The organism is Priestia sp. 40, from assembly GCF_049368575.1.
GTDB lineage: Bacteria > Bacillota > Bacilli > Bacillales > Bacillaceae_H > Priestia > Priestia zanthoxyli.
Genome location: NZ_JBMPZA010000023.1, coordinates 159,856 through 183,407, shown reverse-complemented (window position 1 = coordinate 183,407; position 23,552 = coordinate 159,856). Strand labels below are relative to the sequence as shown.

At 37.6% G+C, this 23,552-nt stretch carries 24 protein-coding genes and 2 tRNA genes; 24 read left to right on the top strand and 2 right to left on the bottom strand.

All coding sequences use genetic code 11. The features are described from left to right. Positions 1 to 121: 121 nt before the first annotated feature. From rnmV to ACO1DI_RS24250, 23 genes are all read left to right on the top strand, one after another. A complete protein-coding gene (gene rnmV, locus ACO1DI_RS24360; protein WP_014462065.1) occupies positions 122 to 685 on the top strand; it encodes a ribonuclease M5 in 564 nt (187 codons plus the stop codon). Next, positions 679 to 1,557: a 16S rRNA (adenine(1518)-N(6)/adenine(1519)-N(6))-dimethyltransferase RsmA gene (gene rsmA, locus ACO1DI_RS24355; RefSeq protein WP_028410352.1), complete on the top strand. Its 879-nt coding sequence runs from the start codon at positions 679 to 681 to the stop codon at positions 1,555 to 1,557. The genes rnmV and rsmA overlap by 7 nt, the downstream gene beginning before the upstream one ends. 77 nt (positions 1,558 to 1,634) lie before the next feature. Continuing rightward, positions 1,635 to 2,507, top strand: coding sequence for a sporulation peptidase YabG (yabG, locus tag ACO1DI_RS24350; RefSeq protein WP_028412638.1), 873 nt, complete (start codon positions 1,635 to 1,637; stop codon positions 2,505 to 2,507). A gap of 273 nt (positions 2,508 to 2,780) precedes the next feature. Further along, positions 2,781 to 3,014, top strand: a complete 234-nt coding sequence (gene veg, locus ACO1DI_RS24345; protein WP_013054859.1) for a biofilm formation stimulator Veg — start codon at positions 2,781 to 2,783, stop codon at positions 3,012 to 3,014. Between the two features lie 194 nt (positions 3,015 to 3,208). Beyond that, a complete protein-coding gene (locus ACO1DI_RS24340) occupies positions 3,209 to 3,379 on the top strand; it encodes a small, acid-soluble spore protein, alpha/beta type (RefSeq protein ID WP_013054860.1) in 171 nt (56 codons plus the stop codon). A 198-nt stretch (positions 3,380 to 3,577) separates the two neighbouring features. Further along, positions 3,578 to 4,447, top strand: a complete 870-nt coding sequence (ispE, locus tag ACO1DI_RS24335) for a 4-(cytidine 5'-diphospho)-2-C-methyl-D-erythritol kinase (protein ID WP_042992400.1) — start codon at positions 3,578 to 3,580, stop codon at positions 4,445 to 4,447. A gap of 56 nt (positions 4,448 to 4,503) precedes the next feature. Further along, the gene (gene purR, locus ACO1DI_RS24330) at positions 4,504 to 5,325 is read left to right on the top strand and encodes a pur operon repressor (protein ID WP_013054862.1); all 822 of its coding nucleotides are present in this window, start codon (positions 4,504 to 4,506) and stop codon (positions 5,323 to 5,325) included. A gap of 21 nt (positions 5,326 to 5,346) precedes the next feature. Further along, positions 5,347 to 5,724 carry a RidA family protein gene (locus tag ACO1DI_RS24325; protein WP_013054863.1) on the top strand — a complete coding sequence of 126 codons (378 nt, stop codon included), beginning with the start codon at positions 5,347 to 5,349 and terminating at the stop codon, positions 5,722 to 5,724. Positions 5,725 to 5,879: 155 nt separating this feature from the next. Continuing rightward, a complete protein-coding gene (spoVG, locus tag ACO1DI_RS24320; RefSeq protein ID WP_013054864.1) occupies positions 5,880 to 6,170 on the top strand; it encodes a septation regulator SpoVG in 291 nt (96 codons plus the stop codon). A gap of 194 nt (positions 6,171 to 6,364) precedes the next feature. Next, positions 6,365 to 7,744, top strand: coding sequence for a bifunctional UDP-N-acetylglucosamine diphosphorylase/glucosamine-1-phosphate N-acetyltransferase GlmU (gene glmU / locus ACO1DI_RS24315; protein ID WP_014462060.1), 1,380 nt, complete (start codon positions 6,365 to 6,367; stop codon positions 7,742 to 7,744). A gap of 18 nt (positions 7,745 to 7,762) precedes the next feature. After that, on the top strand, positions 7,763 to 8,716 hold the full coding sequence (locus ACO1DI_RS24310) for a ribose-phosphate diphosphokinase (RefSeq protein ID WP_014462059.1): 954 nt from the start codon (positions 7,763 to 7,765) through the stop codon (positions 8,714 to 8,716). Between the two features lie 186 nt (positions 8,717 to 8,902). Further along, entirely contained in the window at positions 8,903 to 9,532 is a 630-nt protein-coding gene (locus tag ACO1DI_RS24305) for a 50S ribosomal protein L25/general stress protein Ctc (protein ID WP_014462058.1), read from the top strand. A gap of 138 nt (positions 9,533 to 9,670) precedes the next feature. Continuing rightward, a complete protein-coding gene (pth, locus tag ACO1DI_RS24300) occupies positions 9,671 to 10,228 on the top strand; it encodes an aminoacyl-tRNA hydrolase (RefSeq protein ID WP_013054868.1) in 558 nt (185 codons plus the stop codon). Between the two features lie 59 nt (positions 10,229 to 10,287). Beyond that, positions 10,288 to 10,518 carry an anti-sigma-F factor Fin family protein gene (locus ACO1DI_RS24295; protein WP_014462057.1) on the top strand — a complete coding sequence of 77 codons (231 nt, stop codon included), beginning with the start codon at positions 10,288 to 10,290 and terminating at the stop codon, positions 10,516 to 10,518. 69 nt (positions 10,519 to 10,587) lie between these two features. Further along, a complete protein-coding gene (gene mfd / locus ACO1DI_RS24290; RefSeq protein ID WP_423145660.1) occupies positions 10,588 to 14,118 on the top strand; it encodes a transcription-repair coupling factor in 3,531 nt (1,176 codons plus the stop codon). A 249-nt stretch (positions 14,119 to 14,367) separates the two neighbouring features. After that, positions 14,368 to 14,904, top strand: coding sequence for a stage V sporulation protein T (gene spoVT, locus ACO1DI_RS24285; RefSeq protein ID WP_013054872.1), 537 nt, complete (start codon positions 14,368 to 14,370; stop codon positions 14,902 to 14,904). A gap of 229 nt (positions 14,905 to 15,133) precedes the next feature. Next, positions 15,134 to 16,738 (top strand): polysaccharide biosynthesis protein, encoded by a 1,605-nt coding sequence (locus tag ACO1DI_RS24280; RefSeq protein WP_328575047.1) that lies wholly within the window; start codon positions 15,134 to 15,136, stop codon positions 16,736 to 16,738. 12 nt (positions 16,739 to 16,750) lie between these two features. Next, positions 16,751 to 18,211, top strand: a complete 1,461-nt coding sequence (gene mazG / locus ACO1DI_RS24275) for a nucleoside triphosphate pyrophosphohydrolase (RefSeq protein WP_014462054.1) — start codon at positions 16,751 to 16,753, stop codon at positions 18,209 to 18,211. A gap of 20 nt (positions 18,212 to 18,231) precedes the next feature. Further along, the gene (locus ACO1DI_RS24270; RefSeq protein WP_013054875.1) at positions 18,232 to 18,498 is read left to right on the top strand and encodes an RNA-binding S4 domain-containing protein; all 267 of its coding nucleotides are present in this window, start codon (positions 18,232 to 18,234) and stop codon (positions 18,496 to 18,498) included. 99 nt (positions 18,499 to 18,597) lie between these two features. Then, on the top strand, positions 18,598 to 18,903 hold the full coding sequence (gene yabP, locus ACO1DI_RS24265) for a sporulation protein YabP (protein ID WP_013054876.1): 306 nt from the start codon (positions 18,598 to 18,600) through the stop codon (positions 18,901 to 18,903). Continuing rightward, on the top strand, positions 18,900 to 19,523 hold the full coding sequence (gene yabQ / locus ACO1DI_RS24260; protein ID WP_116741813.1) for a spore cortex biosynthesis protein YabQ: 624 nt from the start codon (positions 18,900 to 18,902) through the stop codon (positions 19,521 to 19,523). Before yabP ends, yabQ begins: the two co-directional genes overlap by 4 nt. Positions 19,524 to 19,527: 4 nt before the next feature. Further along, the gene (locus tag ACO1DI_RS24255) at positions 19,528 to 19,899 is read left to right on the top strand and encodes an FtsB family cell division protein (protein WP_013054878.1); all 372 of its coding nucleotides are present in this window, start codon (positions 19,528 to 19,530) and stop codon (positions 19,897 to 19,899) included. An 88-nt stretch (positions 19,900 to 19,987) separates the two neighbouring features. Next, positions 19,988 to 20,455, top strand: a complete 468-nt coding sequence (locus tag ACO1DI_RS24250) for a S1 domain-containing RNA-binding protein (protein ID WP_013054879.1) — start codon at positions 19,988 to 19,990, stop codon at positions 20,453 to 20,455. A 120-nt stretch (positions 20,456 to 20,575) separates the two neighbouring features. Here ACO1DI_RS24250 and ACO1DI_RS24245 read toward each other — a convergent pair. Beyond that, positions 20,576 to 20,647 (bottom strand) — tRNA-Glu (locus ACO1DI_RS24245). 10 nt (positions 20,648 to 20,657) lie between these two features. Continuing rightward, positions 20,658 to 20,731, bottom strand: a tRNA-Met gene (locus ACO1DI_RS24240). A gap of 302 nt (positions 20,732 to 21,033) precedes the next feature. Between ACO1DI_RS24240 and spoIIE the strand changes: the two genes are divergently transcribed. Further along, positions 21,034 to 23,511: a stage II sporulation protein E gene (gene spoIIE, locus ACO1DI_RS24235; RefSeq protein WP_013054880.1), complete on the top strand. Its 2,478-nt coding sequence runs from the start codon at positions 21,034 to 21,036 to the stop codon at positions 23,509 to 23,511. Positions 23,512 to 23,552 lie beyond the last annotated feature (41 nt).

Below are 23,552 nucleotides of genomic sequence, written 5' to 3'. Positions count from 1 at the left end.
TTTTAATTTAGTTGATAATAAGATAAAACGTTGATTTCATAGAAGAAAAATGATGTGAGTAACGAGCATTTCATTTTTACTGAAAAGCAAATGAACAAAACTGAATGTTTTGGAGGAAGAAATGAAGATTAAAGAAATTATCGTAGTAGAAGGTCGGGACGATACTGTAGCGATTAAACGTGCAGTGGATGCGGATACCATCGAGACAAATGGATCAGCTGTAAATGAAGAAACCATTGAGAAAGTAAAATTAGCTCAAAAAACAAGAGGCGTGATTATTTTTACAGATCCAGATTACCCAGGACAGCGAATTCGAAATATTGTTTCAGAACGTGTTCCAGGATGTAAACACGCATTTTTAGATAAAGAAGAGGCTCGTCCTAAAAACGGCAAAGGTATTGGAGTTGAACATGCTTCTATTGCGTCTATTCAAAAAGCACTAAAAGATGTGAAGCAAGAGTGGATAGAAGCAGATATGGAGATTTCTCAAGAGGATTTAATCGTAGCTCGTTTGGTAGGAGATAGTAAAGCTAAGTCTCGACGTGAAAGAATAGGGAAGTTATTAAAAATTGGCTATGCCAACGGAAAGCAGCTGCATAAACGATTACAGATGTTCCAAATTTCAAAAGAGGAGTTTATTAAAGCTGTTGAGCAGATAAATAAGGAGGAAAAGGAATCGTGTTAAAAGATATTGCAACGCCTAATCGAACCAAGGAAATTTTAAAGAAATACGGTTTTACATTTAAAAAGAGTTTGGGACAAAATTTTTTAATTGATACGAACATTTTACATCGTATTGTTGACCATGCGGAAATAACAGAAGAAACGGGAGCTATTGAAATTGGACCTGGTATCGGAGCATTAACTGAACAGCTAGCAAAGCGCGCAAAAAAAGTACTGGCATTTGAAATAGACCAGCGTCTGCTTCCGATTTTAGCCGATACTCTTTCTCCTTATCCAAATGCAAAAGTTATTCATCAAGATGTGTTAAAAGCAGATTTAAAAGGAACTCTCGAACAAGAATTTGAAAACATAGAAGATTTAATGGTCGTTGCGAATTTACCGTATTACGTGACGACACCCATTTTGATGAAATTATTAGAAGAGCAGATTCCAGTACGGGGAATTGTTGTGATGCTTCAAAAAGAAGTTGCTGACCGTATAGCAGCTAAACCGGGAACAAAGGAGTACGGTTCACTTTCTATTGCAATTCAATACTATACAGAGGCTGAGACGGTTATGATTGTGCCTAAAACAGTTTTTAATCCGCAGCCTAATGTAGATTCAGCCGTTATTCGATTGTTGAGAAGACCGAAGCCCGCGGTAGAGGTGCAAGATGAAGCATTCTTCTTCCAAGTTGTACGAGCAAGTTTTGGACAGCGTCGAAAGACAATTTTAAACAATCTAGTGAACAACTTGCCCAATGGGAAACAGAAAAAAGCGGACATTGAGCAAGCACTTTCAACTGCTGAAATTGACCCGAAACGAAGAGGCGAAACGTTGTCTATTCAAGAATTCGGAAAGCTAAGTGATCAACTTTTAAAATCATTTCGCTAAATCATCACATTTTTATCATGAAGTCATAGGCTATGAAGAGAATTTATTTTTGAAGTAGCAAAGACGGAGTGAAGCATATGAACATCAAAATTGGTGATATAGTTACACGACCTTCTTATCAAAGAGATTTGCTTTTTCGTGTTATAGCTATTAATGACAGCGAAGCGGGGAAATATGCGACTTTAATAGGAGAAGACGTTCGGTTGATTGCCGACGCTCCTTGTACAGATTTAGAGGTTGTGGACGCTAAAGAACAGGATCAAAGAAAAAAACAAGAAGAAGAACTTTTAGAAAGATCCTTGGAGCTTATTCAACAGGATTATCGGCTCGTTCGAGAGAAAACTGAATATAGCATGACTAATGGATACAGCCATTCACATCGCTTATTTCAAATTCCTGGAAAGGTCCTGCACGTAGACGGAGACCCTAATTATTTACGTAAATGTTTATTGGTTTATGAAAAAATTGGTGTTCCTGTTTATGGTGTTCATTGCGTAGAGTCAGAGATGCCGGAGAAAGTTGGAAAGTTAATTGAGGATGTAAGGCCTGATATTCTGGTGCTGACAGGGCATGATGCCTATTCAAAAGGAAAAGGAAATAAGGATGATCTTCTTGCTTATAGACATTCTAAGCACTATATTCGAACAGTCCAAGAAGCAAGAAAAAGAGTTGGTAATTTAGATCAGCTGGTGATTTTTGCAGGTGCCTGTCAATCGCATTTTGAATTATTGATTCAAGCTGGAGCAAACTTTGCTAGTTCACCTTCACGTGTAAATATTCATGCGCTTGACCCTGTGTATGTAGTGGCAAAACTAAGTTTTACTCCTTTCACGGATCGTATTAATGTATGGGACGTCTTACGTAATACATTAACGGGTGCTAAAGGTTTAGGAGGAGTAGAAACCAAAGGGCTGCTTCGCACGGGCATGCCTTATGAAAGCGATGAGTAGAAATAAAAACAACTGGTTACAGCATGTACACGCATGATGTGCAACCAGTTGTTTTTTCGTATGAAGCCAAAGTATACGCTTAATTCCACAAAATCATTTTCAATATTTGCTAAAGATATACATATTTCGTTGAAAAACGAGCATAATAACAGCGAAATGTAGATTCATGTTGAAAATTATTTATTGACACAATTAGAGATAGATTGTTATAATTTTATGTTTTTGACTATTTTTCTAACATGTGTTACACTATACATAGTGAGGTGGACCAATATGGCGAAAACTTTGTCTGATATTAAGCAAGCGCTGGATTTGCACCTAGGCCAACGATTAACTTTAAAAGCAAACGGTGGTCGTAGAAAAACAGTAGAACGTTCAGGTGTATTAACAGAAACGTACCCGTCTGTTTTTATCGTTGAATTAGATCAAGAGGAAAACTCTTTGGAGCGCGTTTCGTATAGTTACGCAGATGTGTTAACGGAAACAGTGCAACTAAAATTTTTCTAAGAATGACATAGGCAATATAGCAAGTGGTGATGAGCAGTGGACATTGGTTTACTGCTTTTTTATTGGTCTTTTTTTCAAATTATATATGCATTATTTTTTATACATACTATACATATCTTCCTCGCGTTTCTTATGTAAAAGAGCGAGGAGATTCAGGTTGAAATTTCATTTTATACGTAAAGGAGCCATGTGCAATGTCAAGGCGTAGAGGGATTATGTCATCGAAGCTGAAAGAAGAACTGGCTAAAGAACTTGGTTTTTACGATACTGTACAAGCAGAAGGTTGGGGCGCTATTCGTGCAAAAGACGCAGGCAATATGGTGAAGCGAGCTGTAGAGCTTGCACAGCAGCAGCTAAAGCAATAGCATAGTGAAAATCAATGCTTATACGATTATTTAGAGTGAAATGAGGAAAACCGAAGTGTATAACCGCTTCGGTTTTTTTGTCCCAAAATGAAAGATAAAACAGAGTATTAAACAAAGATGTTTAAATGAACAGCTATATCTTGTTCATTTTATGATAAAATAGCGTTAAACTCGATAAGATGAAGTAGGTGAAGTAAGTTGAAATTAATGGTGAAAGCACCGGCTAAAATAAATTTGTCACTTGATGTGTTACATAAACGTCCAGATGGTTACCATGAAGTTAAGATGATTATGACAACAATTGATTTAGCGGACAGAATTGAACTTTCTGATCGTGAAGATGGACGAATTGTTATTTATTCTCATAATCGCTTTGTTCCAGATGACCAGCGAAATCTCGCTTATCAGGCAGCGCAGATTTTGAAGCGACGTTATAACATTTCAAAAGGTGTAAATATATTAATTGATAAACATATTCCAGTAGCTGCTGGATTAGCTGGAGGCAGCAGTGACGCGGCTGCTACATTACGCGGTTTAAATACGTTATGGGAATTAGGGTTATCATTAGACACACTTGCAGAAATAGGGGCTGAGATTGGCTCTGACGTATCTTTTTGCGTGTACGGAGGGACAGCTCTTGCTACAGGGCGCGGAGAGATTGTAGAGCATATTGAGGCACCTCCAAGCTGCTGGGTGATTTTGGCTAAGCCTGAAATAGGTGTTTCTACAGCAGATGTATATCGCAACTTAAGAATTGAAGAGATGGATCATCCTCAAGTAGATGAGATGGTTCACGCTATACAATCAGGAAATTATGATCAAATGTGTAGCCTTGTCGGAAATGTATTGGAAGCAGTAACACTGAAAATGCATCCGGAAGTAGCTCTCATTAAAGAACAAATAAAGCGTTTTGGCGCCGATGCTGTGCTCATGAGCGGCAGTGGGCCAACTGTATTTGGACTTGTACAGCATGATTCACGTATGCATCGCATTTATAATGGATTACGTGGGTTTTGCGATAAAGTTTATGCAGTTAGGCTACTAGGTGAACGAATAACGCTTGAATAAATCCGTATGTTAATGTTATATTTACATTACAATATTCGGATTTTCAGGAGGATGTTATGAAGTTTCGACGTAGTGGACGATTAATTGATATGACCAACTATTTCATTCAAAACCCTCAGCGCCTTATCCCTCTTACGTATTTTGCAGATAAATATGATTCTGCAAAATCATCTATCAGCGAAGATATGGCGATTATTAAACAAACTTTTGAACAGCAGGGTATCGGAACTTTGGTTACGCTACCAGGAGCTGCCGGCGGAGTTAAATTCATTCCAAAAATGACGAATGAAGAAGCCGGTCAGCTTGTTCAAGAATTATGTGGGTTGATTGAAAAACCTGAGCGTTTACTGCCAGGTGGATATTTATATTTAACTGATATTTTAGGGAACCCCCGCGTTGTGAATAAAATCGGTCGCCTGTATGCATCGCTTTTTGCCAACCGCAAAATCGATGTTGTGATGACTGTAGCAACAAAAGGTATTCCTATTGCGTATGCGGTTGCTCAGTATTTAGACGTGCCGGTTGTTATTGTGCGCAGAGACAGTAAAGTAACCGAGGGATCGACCGTTAGTATTAACTATGTGTCGGGTTCATCTAAGCGCATTCAAACGATGCTGTTAGCTAAAAGAAGTTTAGCGGTGGGGTCAAATGTACTCATCATTGATGACTTCATGAAAGCTGGCGGTACGGTAAACGGAATGGTTAGTTTGCTTGAAGAGTTCGATGCAACTGTTGCTGGTATTGGAGTTTTAGTAGAATCAGAAGATATTGAAGAACGTTTAGTGGATGAGTATGTGTCTCTTGTACAACTGACAGATGTAAATATCAAAGATAAACAAATTCGTGTACAGGAAGGCAATTACTTAAAATATATTTGATCAAGTAAGGGAGAGGAACATATGTTACAGGTTCAAACAAAAAATGCACCGCAAGCTATTGGTCCATATTCACAGGGAATTGTTGTGAATAACTTGTTTTACAGTTCAGGTCAAATTCCACTTCGTCCAGATGGTACATTGGTCGAAGGAGATGTTCAAGTACAAGCTACTCAAGTATTTGAAAATCTAAAAGCAGTTCTTGAAGAAGCTGGAGCTTCTCTAAATACAGTTGTAAAGGCAACCGTATTCATTAAAGATATGAACGATTTTGCAGCGTTAAATGAAGTTTATGGCGACTACTTCGGCGACCATAAGCCAGCACGTTCATGTGTAGAGGTAGCGAGGCTACCAAAAGATGTACTTGTTGAAATTGAAGTTATTGCGCTCGTTAAAGGGTAATTAAATTAACAAATTTCTAACAAAAAGCAAGTAACTTCCAATTGTTCACTTTTTTTGCGAAAATTTTCTAAAAATTTTTTCTGAATAGCAGGAAAACACAAAATTCTGTGGAATTAAGTATGTAAAGCTTCGCATAGAAAAAGGTGGTGAACAAGATGGAAGTAACTGACGTAAGATTACGCCGCGTGAACACTGAAGGACGTATGAGAGCGATTGCTTCAATCACATTAGATGGTGAATTTGTTGTTCATGATATTCGTGTGATTGATGGTAATAATGGCTTATTTGTAGCCATGCCAAGTAAACGTACACCGGATGGTGAGTTCCGTGATATTGCACATCCAATCAATTCAAATACTCGCGGAAAGATTCAAGATGCTGTTTTAGCAGAATATCATCGTTTAGGTGAGGTAGAAGTTGAATTCGAAGAAGCGGGTGCTTCGTAAACATATGATACATTAAGAGTCTACTGAAAAGTAGGCTCTTTTCTTTTTGATTACCACTTATATAATTTCACACCTTTGTAAAACTTTAGCATTACCAAAAAATAAAATTCATGACTTATAAATGATTCCTTGAAATGCTGTCATTTTTGATATAATATTCTTAATGGATAAAAAGGTAAAATTGGAGGCCTGTTATGTCAAAAAGATATGCAGTCATATTGGCAGCTGGTCAGGGTACACGTATGAAGTCATCTTTATATAAAGTGTTACACCCTGTGTGTGGCAAACCGATGGTGCAACACGTAATTGATCAGTTATCACGTTTGGATTTAACAAATTTAATTACAGTTGTAGGTCACGGTGCCGAAAAAGTGAAATCACATGTTGGAGATAAAAGCTTATTTGCTTTACAAGAAGAGCAGTTAGGAACAGCTCATGCAGTAATGCAAGCAGAATCTTTACTTGCACATGAAAAAGGTACGACAATTGTTGTATGTGGAGATACTCCGCTTATTACAGCTGAAACAATTGAATCTTTATTAAAGCATCATGAAGCAACAAATGCAATGGCAACTATTTTAACAGCTCATGCAGAAGATCCAACAGGATATGGACGCATCATTCGAAATGAACAAGGGTCTGTTGAAAAGATTGTTGAGCATAAAGATGCCACGGAACAAGAGCGTCTTGTACAGGAGATTAATACTGGTACGTATTGTTTTGATAATGAGAAATTATTTGAGACACTTTCAAAAGTTTCAAATGATAATGTACAGGGAGAGTATTATTTACCTGATGTTATCGAAATTCTAAAAAATGAAGGTCAAATTATTTCTGCATATCAAACATCCGATTTTGCTGAAACATTGGGCGTTAATGATCGATTTGCTCTGTCTCAAGCAGAAGAGACAATGAAGAAGCGCATCAACAAGCAGCATATGTTAAATGGAGTGACGATTGTGGATCCTTCTAACACGTACATTTCAGCAGATGCTGTCATTGGCAGAGATACGGTTATTTATCCTGGTACGGTTATTCAAGGAACAGTTGTAATTGGAGAGAATTGTGAAGTAGGACCTAACAGTGAAATTAAAGACTGCAAAATAGGTAATAATACTTCTATTCGCCATTCTGTTGCTCACGATAGTGAAATTGGTCACGAAGTCACAATTGGCCCATTTGCACATATTCGTCCTCAATCATTAATTGGAGATGAAGTGCGCGTAGGAAACTTTGTAGAAATTAAAAAAGCATCTTTTGGCAAAGGTAGCAAAGCTTCTCATTTAAGTTATATTGGAGACGCAGAGGTCGGAAAAGGTGTAAACTTAGGGTGCGGATCTATTACAGTTAACTACGATGGGAAAAATAAATTTTTAACAAAGATTGAAGATGGGGCATTCGTAGGATGTAACTCAAACTTAATTGCACCTGTAACAATTGGTGAAGGCGCCTATGTTGCAGCTGGTTCAACCGTAACGGATGATGTGCCAGGAAAAGCATTATCAATTGCTCGTGCGAAACAAGTAAATAAAGAAAACTATGCTGAAAAGCTTGATATTAATAAAAAATCCTGACGGAGGTTTCACAATAAAATGTCAAATGTATATGCTGATGAAAATTTAAAGTTATTTACGCTAAATTCAAACAAGGCTTTAGCTGAAGAGATCGCAAAAGTAATTGGTGTGGAATTAGGTAAATGTTCGGTTGATCGTTTCAGTGACGGAGAAATTCAAATTAACATTGAAGAAAGTATCCGTGGTTGTGATGTATTTATCATTCAATCAACAAGTGCTCCAGTTAACGAACACTTAATGGAATTATTAATTATGATTGATGCATTAAAACGTGCATCAGCTAAAACAATTAACATCGTTATGCCTTACTATGGCTATGCTCGTCAGGATCGTAAAGCTCGTGCACGTGAACCAATCACTGCCAAATTAGCAGCAAATATCATTGAAAAAGCGGGAGCTACTCGTATTATCACATTAGATTTACATGCTCCTCAAATTCAAGGTTTCTTCGATATTCCAATTGACCATTTAGTAGGTGTTCCAATTTTAGGTGAATACTTTAAGAGTAAAAACCTTGATGACGTTGTTGTTGTATCTCCGGACCACGGTGGCGTAACGCGTGCTCGCCGTTTAGCGGAACGTCTAAAAGCGCCGATCGCTATCATTGACAAACGTCGCCCACGTCCAAACGTAGCAGAAGTTATGAACATTGTTGGACAAGTGGAAGGAAAAACAGCAATCTTGATTGATGACATGATTGATACAGCTGGTACAATTACAATTGGTGCAAGTGCATTAATTGAAGCAGGTGCAAAAGAAGTATATGCTTGTTGTACACACCCAGTGCTTTCAGGCCCTGCGATTGAGCGTATTCAAAACTCTACAATCAAAGAGCTAGCTGTAACAAACTCTATTGCTTTAACAGAAGATAAGAAAATTGGTAAAGTAACAGAACTTTCAGTAGCTCCGTTAATTGGTGAAGCGATTATTCGTGTTCACGAAGAGCAATCAGTTAGTACGTTATTTGATTGATAAACAGAACCTCTTTCCATTTGGAAAGAGGTTTTTTTGAAAAAAATTAAATGTGCTAATCCTTGATTTTAAAGGGATTTGGACGGGGTGAGCAAAGAAATATTGCTGATTGAAACGAGTTTTATGTTTAGCAGCCTTCTAAAAAGGGTACATTTTAAGTAGAAAACATACTGGAAGGTGAATAAAATGAGTATTTCAATTCAAGCAAATAAAAGAACGGATTTCAAAAATTCTACAAATAGAAAAATTCGCGACGAAGGAAACTTCCCAGCGGTTGTTTACGGAAATAAAACAGAATCCACACCTATTTACTTAAACAGTGCTGATTTTATTAAGACTATTCGTGAAGCAGGACGCAATGGAGTGTTAACATTACAAGTGGATAAGCAAAAATATTCTGTAATGTTACATGATATTCAAACCGATCCATTAAAAAACGAAATTGTCCACGCCGATTTCCAAGTGGTCGACATGAAGAAAGAAATTGATACTGAAGTTTCTTTATCTCTAGTAGGAGAAGCAAAAGGAACAAAAGAAGGCGGCGTATTACAGCAGTCTCTATATGAGATTTCATTAAAAGGTTTACCGCAAGATATCCCATCATCTATTGATGTAGATGTATCAGACTTAGGAATTAATGATACAATCACCGTAGCGGATATTAAGGTAGATAAAAAGCTAGAAATTACGCATGATGCAGAAGATACAGTTGCTTCTGTACTACCTCCTCAACAGGAAGAAGAGCCAGACAGCGGCGAAGTTCAGGATGCTGAAGGCGATGTTGAAGCAACAAAAGAAAAAGATAGCGAAGAATAATATAAAAGACGTAACCAAAAGGTTACGTCTTTTTGTGTGAATTGATTATAATAAAAGTGATACTATATAGTAATGTAAAATATTAAAGACATTTACCTATTATGTACAACTTATATAGAGTGGAAAGGAGTATCTATTTTGAAATTAATCGTTGGTTTAGGAAATCCTGGAAAAGAATATGACCGTACTCGTCATAACATAGGATTTATGGCAATTGATAAAATTGCTGAACAGTTTATGATTTCATTAGATAAAACAAAGTTTAACGGAATATATGGAACAGGTATAATAAAAGGAGAAAAAGTCATATTATTAAAGCCTCTAACATATATGAATTTATCAGGAGAAAGTATTCGCCCGTTAATGGACTATTTTGATATAGACGTCGAAGACTTGCTTGTTATTTACGATGACTTAGATTTACCGTGCGGAAAAGTAAGATTGCGTACAAAAGGAAGTCCAGGCGGCCATAACGGAATAAAATCAATTATTCAGCATTTAAAAACCCAAGAGTTTAATCGAATTCGTATTGGAATTGATCGTCCGAAAAACGGTATGAAAGTAGTTGATTATGTACTAGGGCGCTTTACAGAAGATGAAATGGTTCATATGGAAGAAGCGATGAAAACGTCTGTACACGCGAGTGAAGACTTTTTAGGTAAAACGTTCTTAGAAGTAATGAATCGCTATAATTAAGTAGAATAAAATTTCTCTCAATCGTCCATACTAACACTAAAAGATTTGGGAGGATTTGTATGTCTATTCATTATTTCTGTAGACATTGTGGCTCAAAAGTCGGTATGATAGAAAAGACAGCTCACAATACAGAAGCACTCGGTTTTAATCACCTGACCGCAGATGAACGAAAAGACTTTATTCACTACCATAATAGTGGAGATATCGTGGTTAAAATTATTTGTGAAGACTGTCAAGAAGCGCTAGAACGAAATCCAGACTATCATCAGTACGAAACATTTATACAATAAAAAGCTTTGGTCTCAAACCAAAGCGTTTTTCTGTTTAGTTTAGACATATCATGGGAGGAGGGAATTCCTTTGCGAGGGATTAGACAGCAATTTGAAGAAAATAAAGAAATTGGAGCTGTTGTCAGCAGTTTAGAAGAAGGTTTGAAAGAACAGTTAGTAACGGGAATTTCCGGTTCAGCTCGATCTGTATTAATGGCACTCTTAAATGAGGATAAAAAATACCCCTTATTAGTAGTGACTCATAATTTATATCAAGCTCAAAAAGTGTATGAAGACCTTTTGCATCTTTTACCGGAAAAAGACGTTTTCTTATACCCTGTTAACGATTTAGTTGCTACAGAAGTGGGGATTGCAAGTCCAGAATTAAAGGCTCAGCGAATTGAAGTACTCAATTATTGGAGTCAACATACAGGTGGAGTAGTTGTAACACCACTTGCAGGAATTCGAAAGCTGCTGCCTCCTAAAGCAAGATGGGAGCAAACGCAGCTGCCGTTTCAAATGGGAATTGACATCGACGTTGATCATTATTTAAAAAGGTTAGTTGAGTTGGGTTATGAGCGGGCATCGATGGTTTCAGCTCCGGGTGAGTTTAGTGTGCGCGGAGGAATCATTGACATTTATCCGTTAACAGAAGAGCTACCTGTCCGAATTGAACTATTTGATACAGAGATTGATTCGATTCGTACTTTTACAATCGAGGATCAACGCTCTCAAGAGCAGTTAAAAGAAATTTCAATCGGCCCTGCTACGGAAATCATTGTGAAACAAAATGAAGTGGCTAAAGGAATCGAAGAGCTAGAAGCACAGCTGGCTTCGACGCTTCAACAAGTAAAAAACGCAGCGCTAAAAGCTACCTTAACAGAAAATATTAAAGGTGAAATTGAACAGCTGCGTCAAGGTCAGCTTCTTGAAAATATGTTCAAGTATTTACCATTCTTCTACGAATCGCCTGCTAGTTTACTAGATTATTTACCAGAAGGCGGCCTTGTCATCTTTGATGAGACAACTCGAATTCAAGAAACGTCTGATCAGCTTGAAACAGAGGAAGCTGAATGGATAACAGAATTATTAGGACAGGGACAAATTGTTCGGGACGTTCAATTATCTCACAAGCTCCCATCTCTTATTCAGCGAGCAAAACATCAGTTTTTATACTTATCGTTATTTTTGAAGCACGTATCGTATACGAGTCCGCAAAATATTATTAATATTTCATGTAAGCAGATGCAGCAGTTTTACGGCCAAATGAACTTATTAAAAAGTGAAATTGAACGTTGGAAAAATGCTAATTATACGGTAGTCCTCTTAGGAGCAGATAAAGAGCGCGTAAAAAAACTTGAAAGTGTGCTAGCAGATTATGATATTGACTCATCTATTTTAGATGGAAATGGTCAGCTTGTGCCAGGTCTTGTTCAAATTATTGAAGGCGATTTACAAATGGGCTTTGAACTGCCAATGCAAAAATTAGCCGTTTTAACTGAGGAAGAATTGTTTAAAAAACGGGTAAAGAAATCAAAGCGTCGTCAAAAGCTTTCCAATGCAGAGCGTATTAAAAGTTATTCAGAGTTAAACGTAGGTGACTATGTCGTTCACGTGAACCACGGTATTGGCCGTTATTTAGGAATGGAAACGTTAGAGATTAACGGTAATCATAAAGATTATATCCATATCAAATATGAAGGCTCTGACAAGCTGTATGTTCCTGTTGAACAGATTGATCAAGTACAAAAATATGTAGGCTCTGAAGGGAAAGAGCCAAAAGTATATAAACTTGGCGGAAATGACTGGAAGAAAGTGAAACGAAAAGTTGAGTCTTCTGTTCAAGACATCGCTGATGACTTAATTAAACTGTATGCAGAGCGTGAAGCAAGTAAAGGTTATGCATTTTCCCCGGATGGCGATTTACAGAGGGAATTTGAAACAGCTTTCCCTTATCAAGAAACCGAAGATCAGCTTCGTTCTGTACAAGAAATTAAAAAGGATATGGAACATGAAAGGCCAATGGATCGTCTGCTTTGTGGAGACGTTGGATACGGAAAAACGGAAGTAGCCATTCGTGCTGCGTTTAAAGCTGTGACAGATGGAAAACAAGTGGCTATTTTAGTGCCAACCACTATTTTAGCTCAGCAGCATTATGAAACCATCCGTGAGCGTTTTCAAGACTATCCAATCAATATAGGGCTATTGAGTCGCTTTCGCAGCCGTAAACAGCAGCAAGAAACAATTAAAGGGCTAAAAAATGGGACCGTAGATGTAGTGATTGGTACACATCGTTTACTATCTAAAGACGTAATTTATAAAGATTTAGGGTTGTTAGTTATCGATGAAGAGCAGCGTTTTGGTGTAACGCACAAGGAAAAAATTAAGCAAATGAAAGCAAACGTTGATGTCCTTACACTTACAGCAACACCTATTCCACGAACATTACATATGTCCATGTTGGGCGTAAGGGATTTGTCTGTTATTGAAACGCCGCCTGAAAATCGTTTTCCGGTTCAAACATATGTAGTAGAGTATAACCCGGTTCTGGTTCGTGAAGCGATTGAGCGTGAGTTAGCGCGTGATGGCCAAGTTTACTTTTTATATAATCGCGTAGAAGATATTGAACGAAAAGCAGAAGAAATTTCGATGCTCGTGCCTGATGCCAGGGTAACGTATGCCCACGGAAAAATGAATGAAACAGAACTCGAAGCGGTTATCTTAAGCTTTTTAGAAGGCGAATATGACGTGATTGTGAGTACAACCATTATCGAAACAGGAGTAGATATTCCAAATGTAAATACGCTCATTGTCAATAATGCTGATAAGATGGGATTATCACAACTGTATCAATTAAGAGGGCGCGTAGGTCGTTCAAATCGCGTGGCATATGCGTACTTTACGTATCATAAAGACAAAGTACTGACAGAAGTAGCTGAAAAGCGTCTGCAAGCTATTAAAGAATTCACTGAATTAGGTTCTGGTTTTAAAATTGCTATGCGTGATCTTTCAATACGTGGCGCCGGAAACTTACTGGGTGCTCAGCAGCATGGATTTATCGATTCTGTCGGTTTCGATCTCTATTCACAAATGCTTAAAGAAGCGATAGAGGAAAGACGCGGGTCTGACGGAGAAAGTGTGAAATTTAATGTGGAAATGAATCTGGACTTAGACGCGTATATCCCTGATCAGTACATTACAGACGGCCGCTTGAAAATTGAGATGTATAAGCGCTTTAGAGGAATTGAAGCACTAGAGGATATTCAAGAGTTGCAGGATGAAATGATTGATCGTTTTGGAGAGTATCCGGCTGAGGTTGAGTATTTGTTTAAAGTAGCTGAAACAAAAGTATATGCAACGCAGAACTTAGTAGAATCTATTCTTCAGTCAAAACAAGAAATTTCTATTCTGCTGTCTGAAGAAGCGAGCTCAACGATAGACGGTCAAAAATTATTCATGCTAGGTGATCAATTTGGCAGAATGGTCAGCTTAGGTATGGAAGGCAAGAAAGTAAAATTAGTGGTTAATGTAAAAGGACTTGCTCAAAAAGAATGGCTCAATATTGTGTATCAGTTAGTAAAAGGAGTAGCCACTGTTAAAAAAGAACAAGTTACAAATTAAAAAGAAGGCTCATTTTTGAGCCTTCTTTTTGTATAGTCAAAATAAAAATATCCAAATCCCCATGTTTTGGCGGTTTTTTGGACATTTTTTTAATAAAAGCACACTTTTTAACAAAAAAAGAGATGGTTGGTGAATAGAAGTTGTAGAGTGAAGAATACTAACCTCAACAAAGGTGAACCTTTTATCATATAGCCATCAGTGATATTCACCAACTATTTTAATCATCATATGAAAGAGAGGCTTCAATGAATGAAAGCAACAGGTATTGTTCGTCGTATTGATGATTTGGGTCGCGTTGTGATTCCAAAAGAAATTAGAAGAACGCTTCGCATCCGAGAGGGAGATCCGCTAGAGATTTTCGTCGATCGCGATGGAGAGGTTATTTTAAAGAAATATTCGCCAATTAGTGAATTGGGAGACTTTGCAAAAGAGTATGGCGAAGCGCTATACGATAGCTTAGGTCATCCTGTACTTATTTGTGACCGCGATGTATTTATTGCGGTAGCAGGAAGTTCTAAAAAAGAATACTTAAATAAAAACATTAGTTCGTTAGTAGAATCTGTTATGGAAAGCCGCAGTTCTTCTTTAGTAACTGATGGGAAAAACCTTGAATTTGTCGATGGATACGAAGAAAATATTTCTTCTTACACAATCGGTCCGATTATTGCAAATGGAGATCCGATTGGAGCCGTTGTCATTTTCTCGAAAGATAAGTCTCTTGGTGAAGTAGAGCATAAAGCAGCCGAAACGGCAGCTAGCTTCTTATCTCGTCAAATGGAGCAGTAAGCGTAATTATCTTTATTTTACATTATTTACTGAAAAGGTAGCAGTTTCTGCTGCCTTTTTTCATGCTGTCTTACCTTAGAAATAAAGAGAACATGATATAATGGTACGGTATTTTATTTATTGGAAAGTGCAGGATGTTTTATAAGAACAAAGCTCTATTCTATTGCGGTTAGCGTCTAATAAAAAGAGTTGTTCACATAATTACAAGCTGCAGGTGAAAGGTGTAGGAATGCAGAAACAATCAAAGCTCTATTCTATTTTTAACGGTGCTATCATTTTAACGCTCGCAGGTTTATTTACGAAAATCTTAAGTGCTACTTACCGTATTCCATATCACCATATTGCGGGAGATATAGGTTTTTATATCTATCAGCAAGTTTATCCGCTATATGGAATTGCGCTACAGCTAGGTACATATGGTTTCCCTGTAATTATTTCAAAGTTAGTAGCTGAGTATGCGGTAACAAATCGGAGAAAGGAAATCCGAGGAATACTTCAAGTTTCGTTTGCTTTTTTGTTTGTAGTAGGCTGCACGATATTTGCGTTTGAATATATTTTCGCAGAAACGATTGCCGAGTGGATGGGAGATCGTAAGTTAACGGTTCTCATTCAAATTATTTCATTTTCCTTTTTACTTATTCCGTTTATTGCTGTTATTCGTGGTTATTATCAAGGACTACATAATATGTTTCCTACAGCGCTGTCTCAAATTGCAGAACAAGTTGTACGAGTAGGGACTATTTTGTGCCTGTCTATTTTCTTGATCCAACATGGGTATGATTTATATACTGCAGGGGCGGGAGCTATTTTTGGTTCTATAACAGGTGGTATAACATCCCTTATTATTTTATTTTTATTTGTTTTTAGAACAAAAACGAATTCTAAGGGAGTATTTCAACGCATAAAAAAAGCAGACATCAAGAAAATATTTAAAATCCTTGTTATTCAAGGCTTATTAATTTGTATTAGCGGTATGGGTCTGCTGTTTATCCAGCTTATTGACTCCTTTACTTTATATTCTAGTCTGACGGCGCACGGCATGGCTGAACAGGCAGCAAAAGTTTCAAAAGGTATTTATGACCGTGGACTTCCGTTGATTCAATTAGGTACAGTAGTAGGTACAGCTTTTTCACTTTCGCTTGTACCCGTTATTTCTTCAGCCATCGCGAAAAAGAACCTGTCATTTGTGGTTGAAAAAGTTCAGCTGTCTCTCCGACTATCGCTTGTAGTCGGAGTTGGAGCAGCCTTTGGCTTGATTGCGCTGATGAAACCCATTAATATGCTTTTATATAGTAACTCCGACGGAACGGACGTTTTACAAATTTTGAGCTTGTTAGTTATATTTACAACCGTAGCAGCAACTGCTGGAGCTGTGCTGCAGGGGATGGGAGCTGTTTTCGCGCCTGTGATAGCCGTTATCGCTGGCATGGCAGTCAAACTGATATTGAACCTTTGGCTAATACCAGATTTTCAAACTATAGGAGCAGCCATTGCTTCCTCAGCTGGATTCGCTATCGTTGCAGCAATCAATCTATTTTGTCTATATAAAAAGCTTGCTGTACCTCTTGTTCCGAAAAAGGCGAGTGGCGGTATTTTTATAACGGGCATAGCAATGGTCGTTCTTTTGCAAAGCTATTTATTTTGTTTACATCACTTTGTATGGTCTAATGGTTTAGATACAAGCAAACAAGTGGTTGAAACAGGAGCTGGTGTTTTAATAGGCGGTTTGTTTTATTTGTTTATCATTATGAAACAACATATTTTTACCAAAGAGGAATTACGTTTACTTCCAATGGGAAGTGTTTTAGCTAAATACGTATTAAAAAATAAATAAGAAGGTGAAGCAATGACAGGTAAAGTAACAGTTATTGGTTTAGGAGCAGGCGACTTAGAACAGCTACCTGTAGGTATTTATCGCTTGCTACAGCAGGAGAAGCATATTTATATGCGCACAAAAGAACATCCTGTAATCAAAGAATTAGAAAGTGAAGGCTTGACGTATGTATCCTATGATGACATATACGAATCGTATGATGCATTTGAAGAGGTATATGAACATATATCAAATGATTTAATCGATAAAGCTTCAATAGAAGAAGTGGTGTATGCCGTTCCCGGGCACCCTTTAGTGGCAGAACGTACAGTTCAATTACTTTTACAAAAAGGAAAAGAACGAGGCATTCCTGTTGAAATTAAAGGAGGACAAAGCTTCTTAGACCCAATTTTTGGTGCGCTAAAGATCGATCCTATTGAAGGGTTTCAGCTGCTAGACGGAACAGACTTAAAGCGAAGCGAAATAGAGTTAACAGGTCATGTTCTAATTGCTCAAGTATACGATCAGTTCGTTGCCTCAGAGGTAAAGCTCACGCTGATGGAACATGTTCCTGATGATTACCTCGTTTACATTGTAACAGCAGCGGGAAGCAGTGAAGAAAAAATCCAGCCGGTCAAGCTGTATGAATTGGATAGAGAAATGTCGCTCAATAACTTAACGACTATTTATGTCCCTCCAGTAGCAGACGAAACAATTTTATATCATCAATTTGACGCATTCAGAAGGATTATTGCCACGCTTAGAGGGCCAAACGGATGTCCTTGGGATCAAAAACAAACGCATGAATCGCTCAAGCGCTATTTGCTAGAAGAGTCTTATGAGTTATTAGATGCAATTGACCGTCAAGATGACGATAATATGATTGAAGAGCTCGGTGATGTATTGCTGCAAGTATTGCTTCATGCACAAATCGGTGAAGATGAAGGAATGTTTTCAATTGATGATGTCATTCGCAGTGTTTCAGAGAAAATGGTAAGACGCCATCCGCATGTGTTTGGGGACGTGAGCGTGAATGATGCAGATGAGGTCTTAAAGAATTGGGATGAAATCAAAAAAGAAGAAAAAGGAGAGGAACCTTCGTCTCTGTTAGCTTCTGTACCTGAGGCTATGCCTTCTTTAATGAAAGCGCATGGATACCAAAAACAAGCTGCAAAAGTTGGTTTCGATTGGTCAGAAGTTGAACCTATGTGGGAAAAAGTACAGGAAGAACTTGCTGAATTCCAAGAGGAAGTACAGCATGCTGATAAAGAAAAAATGAGCGATGAATTTGGAGATATTTTATTTGCTTTAGTGAATATTGCAAGATTTTATAAAATTGACTCTGAAGCTGCATTAGCTAAAACGAATACAAAATTTTTAAATCGATTTCAATATATTGAAGAAAAAGTGAGAGCTTCTGAAAAACCATTTGAATCTTTTTCGTTAGAAGAGTTAGACGAATTTTGGGAAGAAGCCAAAAAAACAGGTTTGTAAAACAGAAAGGTGAGGGAATTATGAGGTTAGATAAATTTTTAAAAGTATCACGTTTAATTAAGCGCCGTACATTAGCAAAAGAAGTATCAGACAAGGGCCGTATTACTATTAATGGTATCGTTGCAAAAGCAAGCACAAATGTGAAAGTAGGAGATGAATTAGCGATCACATTTGGCACGAAGAAAATTACCGTTAAAATAGAGGCTCTTCAAGAAGCAGCTAAAAAAGAAGAAGCAGCTAATTTGTACTCAATTGTCAAAGAAGAGCGTATTTCATCTGAAGTATAACTGATGAAGGCTTGTTCTAAATCACCTTTCTCATTCATATGTTTTAAACAACAGATAACAAGAGCGAATGCTCTTAATGAATGAGGTGGGGATGAAGATATGAGCCAATTTTACGAAACAAGCAATTCAAACAAAGACCATACTCCAAATCATGATTTAGTGATGAAGGGTCGGCGTCTCTTAGATATCACGGGTGTGAAGCAGGTAGAGAGCTTTGACAATGAGGAATTTTTACTTGAAACAGTGATGGGTTTCTTGTCAGTTAGAGGGCAAAATCTGCAAATGAAAAATTTAGACGTTGATCAAGGAATTGTATCGATAAAAGGAAAAATCTTTGATATAGTTTACTTAGATGAGAACCAATCGGAGAAGGCTAAAGGATTCTTTAGTAAGTTGTTTCGATGAGTTTAAACATTCAGCTCTATACAATGCTTGCGATGGTATCGATGGGAAGCGGTTTAGGTGCTTCTCTCGATACTTATCGTTACTTTGTTAATCGCTCTAAATCACGCCCATGGTTTGTATTTGTGAATGACGTATTGTTTTGGATGGTGCAAGCTCTTCTCATTTTTTATGTGTTGTTTTTAGTGAATGAAGGAGAACTGCGTTTGTATGCGTTTCTTGCTTTGTTTTGCGGTTTTGCCGCGTATCAAAGCTTATTTCAATCGCTGTATTTAAAAGTATTAACATTTACTGTCTCGAGCGTATTAAGTTTATATCGAGGTGTTTTAACGCTTAGTAATATTTTTTTGGTCAAGCCTATCCGCTTCTTTATTCATATTCTACTTGTAGTCGCTTTAGGAATCTACCGAGCCGTTCATAAGCTGCTCGTATTCTGTCTAAAGCTTATTTACGTACCGACCAGGTGGGTTCTTTTCGTATTTTGGAGAATGATGCCTAAACCTGTAAAACGATTTTTACATATAGGTTTTCGGTATATAGAAGGAATTTACAATCGTGCAAAGAATATGATAATGAGAATCGTTGCATGGGTGAACACTTTAAAAAACAAGGGGGACGACTAATTCAATGAGTGCGGTACGAAAAAAAAAGGTCGCGAAGTTAAATACTGATTATAGCCATAAACAAGAGCAAATTAAACAAAATACAGATCGAAAGCGTATCGGTTTAATTAGGCGTTTGACTGTTTTCGGAGTGTTGGCCTTAATCATTGGTGGATTGATGGTATCAGCTTTAATTACGCAAACCTCAGCTATTGAGAACAAAAAAGCTGAGAAGGTGAAATTAGAACAGCAGCTGACAAAATTACAAAGCAAGCAAAAGCAGTTAAAAGGTGAAATCGTCAAGTTAAATGACGATGATTATATTAAAAAGATTGCCCGCAGAGATTATTTTTTATCAGAAGACGGGGAAATTATCTTTAATGTAAAAAAAGACTAAACGTATGGTTCGTTGACAGTGTATTTTTGCTTTTTGTATAATATAATAAATTGATTTCTTTTATCATTTAAGGAGGAGCATTTTTTTTATGTCAATCGAAGTAGGCAGCAAGTTACAGGGAAAGGTAACAGGTATTACGAACTTTGGAGCTTTTGTTGAGTTACCAGGAGGTTCAACAGGCTTGGTTCATATCAGTGAAGTAGCTGATAATTACGTAAAGGACATTAACGACCATTTAAAAGTGGGCGACGAAGTTGAAGTCAAAGTAATTAACGTTGAGAAAGATGGTAAAATTGGTCTTTCAATTAAGAAAGCGGTAGACAAACCAGAACGTCCAGAAAGACCAGAGCGTCCTGCAAGAGCGCCACGCTCAGACCGTCCACGTGATTCACGCCCACAACGTAATAACAATCGTGGTGGCGGTAATGATTTCCGTACAAAAGAAACATTCGAACAAAAAATGAATCGTTTCTTAAAAGACAGTGAAGAACGTTTATCTTCCCTAAAGCGCCATACCGAATCAAAACGCGGTGGACGCGGTGCAAAACGCGGTTAACTTGCTGCTTATATCAAATAGATAGCGAGTTTTTGGAAAGTACCTTTTATCTAAAAGGTGCTTTTTTTATATGTAAAAAAGAGTAGAAAAAAAGCATGTACTGTTGTACATGCTTTTTGATGACCCGTACGGGATTCGAACCCGTGTTACCGCCGTGAAAGGGCGGTGTCTTAACCGCTTGACCAACGGGCCGTTATTCGAGTAGCGGCGGAGGGGATCGAACCCCCGACCTCACGGGTATGAACCGTACGCTCTAGCCAGCTGAGCTACACCGCCATTATACGTTCTCTAAAAGACATTTATAATAATATAAAAAAGCAGGGGTATTGTCAATAACTTTTTTATTATTTTTATAGACTTTTATTTGCTTTTAAAAAAGAATGATGAGCATAGGCTTTAACAGTATCTCTGATATTTTTTAAATTGCTATGTAAGATTGTACATCTTTTTGTATAGTTTTCAATATAATACTAGAAAATAGTCGAACGATTATAGGTATTTTGCTAGTCCGTTTGACAAAATTTCACCTTTCGCCGCGATATAATAACGAATAAGTATAATTAGCGGGTGGTGGGAGAATGCAAAAGACGGAAAGAGATTTTGCAAGTCCAACAACAGAGGCGGTATTTAACCGAACTAGATTAGAAATGTCCCGTGTATTTACAAAGGCGGGTATGAAAACGGAAAAGGTGTTATTTCAGTGGGGATTGTTGCTGCTAGTCGTAGGTTTCTTATTAGGACGAGCGTTAATTTTAATGAAAATCATGCCATTTGCTTTGCCATTCTTTGCAGCTGTAATGGCTATAAAAAAAGAAAAAGCACCGTTAGCAAGTTTAGCCGTATTGGCAGGGGCATTTAGTGTTTCCATTCAAAATGGAGGTACCGTATTTGCTACACTATTTGTTTTCTTACTAATTCATCGATTTAGCGGCATACTGACAATGGATCCGTTAAAGAAGCTGCCGTTCACTGTATTTAGCGCGATGTTACTTACAAAACTAACTATTTTTTATGTGTTTACCAAGGAATTCACCATGTATGATTTTACATTTGTAGCAGTAGAAGCAGGGTTGAGCTTTATCTTAACAATGATTTTCTTACAAAGCGTGCCTTTAATTTCATACCGAAAGAGAAAACAATCATTAAAAACAGAAGAAGTGATCTCTCTTATTATTTTGTTGGCATCTGTTATGACGGGGACAATAGGGTGGATGATTTACGGGCTTTCGGCTGAACATATATTATCTCGTTACTTAGTATTAGTTTTTGCGTTTGTATCTGGCCCTACGATAGGAGCTACGGTAGGGGTCGTAACCGGTTTAATTTTAAGCTTCGCGAATGTTTCCAGTTTGTACGAAATGAGTTTACTCGCTTTTTCCGGCTTGCTTGGAGGACTTTTAAAAGACGGTAAAAAGCTAGGGGCAGCTCTTGGGCTGGTTGTTGGTTCATTGCTAATTGGCCTATATGCTCAGGCAGATCAAGGGTTGACGACTAATTTGTATGAATCACTGACGGCCGTTGTCCTATTTTTATTAACCCCATCTTTTGTTTTGAAAAACTTAAGTAAACTAGTACCAGGGACATCTGAAAACATGCTTGAACAACAGCAGTACGTGCGCAAGATCCGAGATGTAACAGCGAATCGCGTAGAACAGTTCTCAAATGTTTTTCAAGCACTTTCCAAAAGCTTCACGCAAAATGGATTTTATGATGAAAAGCCAAGCGCGGATAAAGAAGTCGATTATTTCTTAAGCAGTGTTACCGAAAGGACGTGCCAATTTTGTTTTAAAAAAGAACAATGTTGGGCACAGCAGTTTGATACAACCTATGAATATATGAAGGAAATTATGCTTGAAGTTGATAATGGCACTCTTGAGCAAAATCCAAGACTAATTCGAGAAATGGACAAACATTGTGTGAAATCGAAAAAAGTCATTGATGTGATTGAGCATGAACTTACGTATTTTAAAGCCAATCAGCACTTAAAAGCCCAAATTCAAGAAAGTAGAAGGATTGTAGCAGAACAGCTTCACGGTGTTTCTGAAGTTATGGGGAATTTTGCAAAAGAAATTAAGCGAGAGCGCGAAAATTTAAATGTACAAGAAGAACAGATTTTAGAAGCTCTTCGTAACTTTGGGATGGAAATCAATCAAATTGAAATTTATAGCTTAGAACCCGGAAATGTAGATATTGAAATGTGGGTGCCATATTGTCACGGAAGAGGAGAATGCGAGAAGATTATTGCGCCAATGCTTACCGATATTTTAGGTGAAAGTATTGTAGTAAAGAACGAAGAGTGTGCTAAATATCCTCAAGGCTATTGCCACGTTTCGTTTGGCTGTACAAAAGCGTACGTTGTTGATACAGGCGTGGCACATGCTGCTAAAGGCGGAGGGTTTGTATCCGGTGACAGCTACTCCATGATTGAGCTAAACGCCGGTAAGTATGCACTAGCTATTAGCGATGGTATGGGGAATGGAGAGCGTGCCCACTATGAAAGCAGCGAAACGCTTCAGCTGTTAAAACAAATTTTACAAACAGGAATAGAAGAGACAATTGCAATTAAATCGATTAACTCTATTTTATCGCTACGTACAAACGATGAGATCTTTTCTACGTTAGATTTAGCGATGATCGACTTACAAGATGCCAACGTAAACTTCTTGAAAATCGGTTCTACACCGAGCTTCATCAAACGCGGAGATAAGGTTATTAAAATACAGGCAAGCAATTTGCCAATGGGGATTATTGAAGAATTTGAAGTGGATGTTGTGAATGAACAAATGAAGGCGGAAGACTTATTAATTATGATGAGTGACGGCGTATTTGAAGGACCAAAACACGTTGAGAACTACGAAATGTGGATGAAGCGAAAAATTGGCGAGCTTCAAACAAACGATCCACAAGAAATTGCAGACTTAATTATGGAAGAAGTTATTCGAACAAAATCAGGTTTAATTGAAGATGATATGACGGTAGTTGTGGCAAAACTTCAGCACAATACCCCGAAATGGTCATCGATTCCTTCTTACGCTTATCGTAAAAAAGCACAATAGTTAGATAGAAGTATATTTTATCTCCTCCTCGTCTATCATGT